Origin of the sequence: Streptomyces sp. YGL11-2 (assembly GCF_050054615.1) — a bacterium.
Taxonomy (GTDB): domain Bacteria; phylum Actinomycetota; class Actinomycetes; order Streptomycetales; family Streptomycetaceae; genus Streptomyces.
This window is the reverse complement of sequence record NZ_JBNHIN010000129.1, coordinates 1-3,352: the sequence shown is the minus strand read 5'-3', so window position 1 is coordinate 3,352 and position 3,352 is coordinate 1. Positions and strand designations below refer to the sequence as shown.

Here is a 3,352-nt window from a genome sequence, read left to right as displayed (position 1 = left end):
CCGCTTGCCCATATCCCAAGCAACCGACGTATCCGTCCGGAGGACACGGCTACCAGCGTTGCGTTAGGAGCTCTAAGCCCTGTATGAACGACGAGCTGAGCACGACAGCGAAGCTCCCCGGCACAGCGGCGGCGGATCGCCGAAGCTCTATGCCAGCCCGCCCAACGCCTCATGAGCCTGCCCCTCATCAGCTATGGACGGAATTACGTGTCCCACCCCCGGATCTACACTGTCCCTGTGAGCGAGAATCTTCCCCCCTGCCCTGAGTGCGCTAGTGCGTACACCTACGAGATGGGCGCGCTCCTGGTCTGCCCAACTTGCGGCCACGAGTGGACGCCCGCGCTTGTCGAGGCCGCGGAAGAGCCCGGTGACAAGGTGATCCGGGATGCGGTCGGCAATGTCCTTGCCGATGGCGACACCGTCACGGTGGTCAAGAGCCTGAAGGTCAAAGGCCACCCGACCGGCATCAAGGCGGGCACCAAGGTGCGCAACATCCGCCTCGTGGACGGTCCGGACGGCCATGACATCGACTGCAAGGTCGACGGGTTCGGCCAGATGCACCTCAAGTCCAGCGTGGTCAAGAAAGCCTGAGCCGCTGCACACGCCTCCGCGAACGGAACTGCCCGGGACGTCGTCCCAGGCAGTTCCGTCGGCGCGCTTCGGTGATCAAGATGCTGACACTGGCGCTGTCTGCGGCATCCACCATCATTCATTCTGGGTCTGCGTGTATGGGCAGACCTGGCCTTTGCGCTGGTGACCCTGGTGACGGTGATGGGAGCTGTCGAATCGTTCTTCAACTGGCGCTCCCGGTGGGTGCTGATGGAAGAATCGCAGTACCGCTTTCAGCGTCTCACTGATGACCTGGAGTACCTTGTGGCATTGACGGCTGCCGGCGACCTGACGTATGGCCATCTCGGCAGCATCTTCCGTAGGTATCAGGCTATTTGGAATGACTTGAGTCGCACGTGGCTGGAGCACCGTCGCGAACCGGTACCGTCCGTCGTCGACTGCCTGGTCGGCACACGTGTGCAAGCGCACTGTGGGACTCGGCCCGCCTGCCTCGCCTCGGCGGCTATCGCCGGGGCGAACCTTTCCGAGCGCAGGCCTGAGCCCACAAACCTGTGGGCTCACGCCTGAGTCCGTGGGGCGTGAGCGGGACGGAAGGCTAGGCATTGTCGAGCTGGTCGGCCAGGTCGGCCAGGCTTTCGGTGTGTAGGTCGAATTGGTCCGAGGACGCGGGTGGGTCGCCGACGGGGCGGGCGACGTAGGCGGTGCGCAGGCCGACGCCCTGCGCGGCGCGCAGGTCCCAGGCGTGGGCGGCGACCATCAGCAGTCGCTCTGGCGGGCGTTGGGAGATGGTGACAGCCAGCTGGTAGACCGCTGGGTCCGGCTTGTAGGTTCGGGCGTCTTCGGCGGACAGGGCTTGGTGCCAGCGTAGTTTGGCGTGGGCGTTGATTCCCAGCAGAGCTGTCCGGCTCGCGTTGGAGAGTCCGATCAGCGGGAACCGTTCGCCGAGTCGGGCGAGCCCTGCCCCTGTGTCGGGCCACGGCGGGAGCCGACGACCTGACAGGGCCAACGCGGTCACCGCAGCCGGGTCGTTGACTCCGGCGGCGTCGGCGACGAGCTGGGCGGCTTCCTGGTCGAGGGCGTCGCTGGCGAGGTAGGGCCGGACGCCGTCGAGGATGCGACGTTGTTCGCGGTCAATGTGTTCCTGCCACAGCGACAGGAGCTGCTCGATCCTGGGATCGTCGAGCGACGGGTCGAGTTCACGGATCCCGGCGCGGATACCGGCAGGTTCGTCGACGAGCGTGCCGAGTACGTCGAACACGACGGCATCGATCTCTGGCTTTGCCATATGAGAGGTCTCCTGGACGAAGCGGGCTGGGACAGTGCCAGTTGTCCCAACGCGGCGGGAAGCCACCCTGATTCCGGCTCGCGCGGCACACCTGGCGCCCGGCTGCCGCGCGGGATTGCGATGCTGTGCCGGTGTCTGCCTCGGATGGCGGGCTCAAGGAGGTGACGTGAGCTGGCGGCCGGGCCAGTGCCCGCCCTTCCGGGGGAACCTCGGTGGGAGCCGGGCGACGTTCCTGTGCCGGGCGGATGGCCTACACGACCCCGGGGAGCGGGCCGGTGGTGAGGTAGCCGTGGTGATGGTCGCGTCCCACAGATCCGCGACGTGCTCGCTGGTCACATCCGTCGCGAGATGGGCAAAAGGCCCCGCGCGGTCGCCACCGTCACCGGGGCCTCTCGACCTCCAAACCCATACCAGCCCAACGAGCCATCAGCCGGGCCCGTCACACGGCTATGCGCGCACGCCCAGGCACAGCCGGGAGCGGGGCGATACCGCTGTGGGCTTCGGGGGCGCCACCGCGGGCGAGGACTTCCTCCGGGTCCCGGTCGTGGCGGATGGTCAGGAAGCGGTCGGCAAGGGGCGAAGAGGCGGTGGTCGTCGAGGGAGCTGTGGATGGCAGTGGTGCGCTGGCCATGGGCGGGTGGGCTGCGTCGTGCAGGTGGGTGGTCGTGGTGCAGTGGTCCTGCTGGATGTGGTGGGGGCGACGGGCGAGCAGTTCCAGGCGGTGCGCCATGTTCTGGCAGGCGTGGCCGGGCTGGCGGGCGATCCGGTGGGCGGCGCGTTCGACGAGCCCGCTCGCGGTGGACAGGGCCGGACTGCTCATCGGCGAGCTGCGACAGGGCCGCCGCGAGCTGAGCTGACGTGGTCGGCACGGACTGGTCGGCCTCCGGCTTACCAGTGCTGCTGAGTGCCGGGTTGAGGAGCAGGACCGTCTCGGTGCGGCGTGCTTGGGCCGCAAGCTTCCGCCGCACACCAGCACACCGTTTCACCGATAGATCGCCGCTTGTTCGCCGCTTCCCTTCGCCGTGGTCGTTCCTTCCCCCCAGCCAGCCGCGGTGTCGACGGCAGCCGCACCCGGTCGGCCCGGCGGTGTCGGCGCTTCGTATGCTCGCAGTGCGGGGAACCGGAAGCTGACCACCTTCGGAGGCGAACGACCATGTCGGAACAGCGTGTTGTCCTGGTGACGGNCGACGGCAGCCGCACCCCGTCGGCCCGGCGGTGTCGGCGCTTCGTATGCTCGCAGTGCGGGGAACCGGAAGCTGACCACCTTCGGAGGCGAACGACCATGTCGGAACAGCGTGTTGTCCTGGTGACGGGCGGGGGAACGGGGATCGGGGCCGCCACCGCCCGGTTGCTGCGTGCGGCCGGGCACCAGGTCGTGATCTCCGGGCGGCGGCCCGAGCCACTGCGCCGGGTTGCTGAGGAGACCGGAGCGTTGGCCCACCCTTCCGACGCCGCCGACCCCGAGGCCGTGTGCGAGCTCGTCGAGACGACGGTTGA

General features: G+C 68.1%; 5 protein-coding genes. 3 read left to right on the top strand and 2 right to left on the bottom strand.

Going from position 1 to position 3,352, the window contains the following annotated elements; genetic code table 11:
• Positions 1-237: 237 nt before the first annotated feature.
• Both ACO1BR_RS43885 and ACO1BR_RS43880 read left to right on the top strand, forming a co-directional pair.
• Positions 238-591 carry a zinc ribbon domain-containing protein YjdM gene (locus ACO1BR_RS43885; RefSeq protein ID WP_426800716.1) on the top strand — a complete coding sequence of 118 codons (354 nt, stop codon included), beginning with the start codon at positions 238-240 and terminating at the stop codon, positions 589-591.
• A gap of 162 nt (positions 592-753) precedes the next feature.
• Positions 754-1,137: a hypothetical protein gene (locus ACO1BR_RS43880; RefSeq protein WP_426800715.1), complete on the top strand. Its 384-nt coding sequence runs from the start codon at positions 754-756 to the stop codon at positions 1,135-1,137.
• Between the two features lie 28 nt (positions 1,138-1,165).
• Here the strand turns inward: ACO1BR_RS43880 and ACO1BR_RS43875 are convergent, their stop codons facing one another.
• Both ACO1BR_RS43875 and ACO1BR_RS43870 read right to left on the bottom strand, forming a co-directional pair.
• The gene (locus ACO1BR_RS43875; protein WP_426800714.1) at positions 1,166-1,855 is read right to left on the bottom strand and encodes a haloacid dehalogenase type II; all 690 of its coding nucleotides are present in this window, start codon (positions 1,853-1,855) and stop codon (positions 1,166-1,168) included.
• A gap of 439 nt (positions 1,856-2,294) precedes the next feature.
• Positions 2,295-2,675, bottom strand: coding sequence for a hypothetical protein (locus tag ACO1BR_RS43870; protein ID WP_426800713.1), 381 nt, complete (start codon positions 2,673-2,675; stop codon positions 2,295-2,297).
• A 462-nt stretch (positions 2,676-3,137) separates the two neighbouring features.
• Here ACO1BR_RS43870 and ACO1BR_RS43865 point away from each other — a divergent pair.
• A partial coding sequence (locus tag ACO1BR_RS43865; protein WP_426800712.1) for an SDR family NAD(P)-dependent oxidoreductase occupies positions 3,138-3,352 on the top strand: 215 nt, incomplete at its 3' end.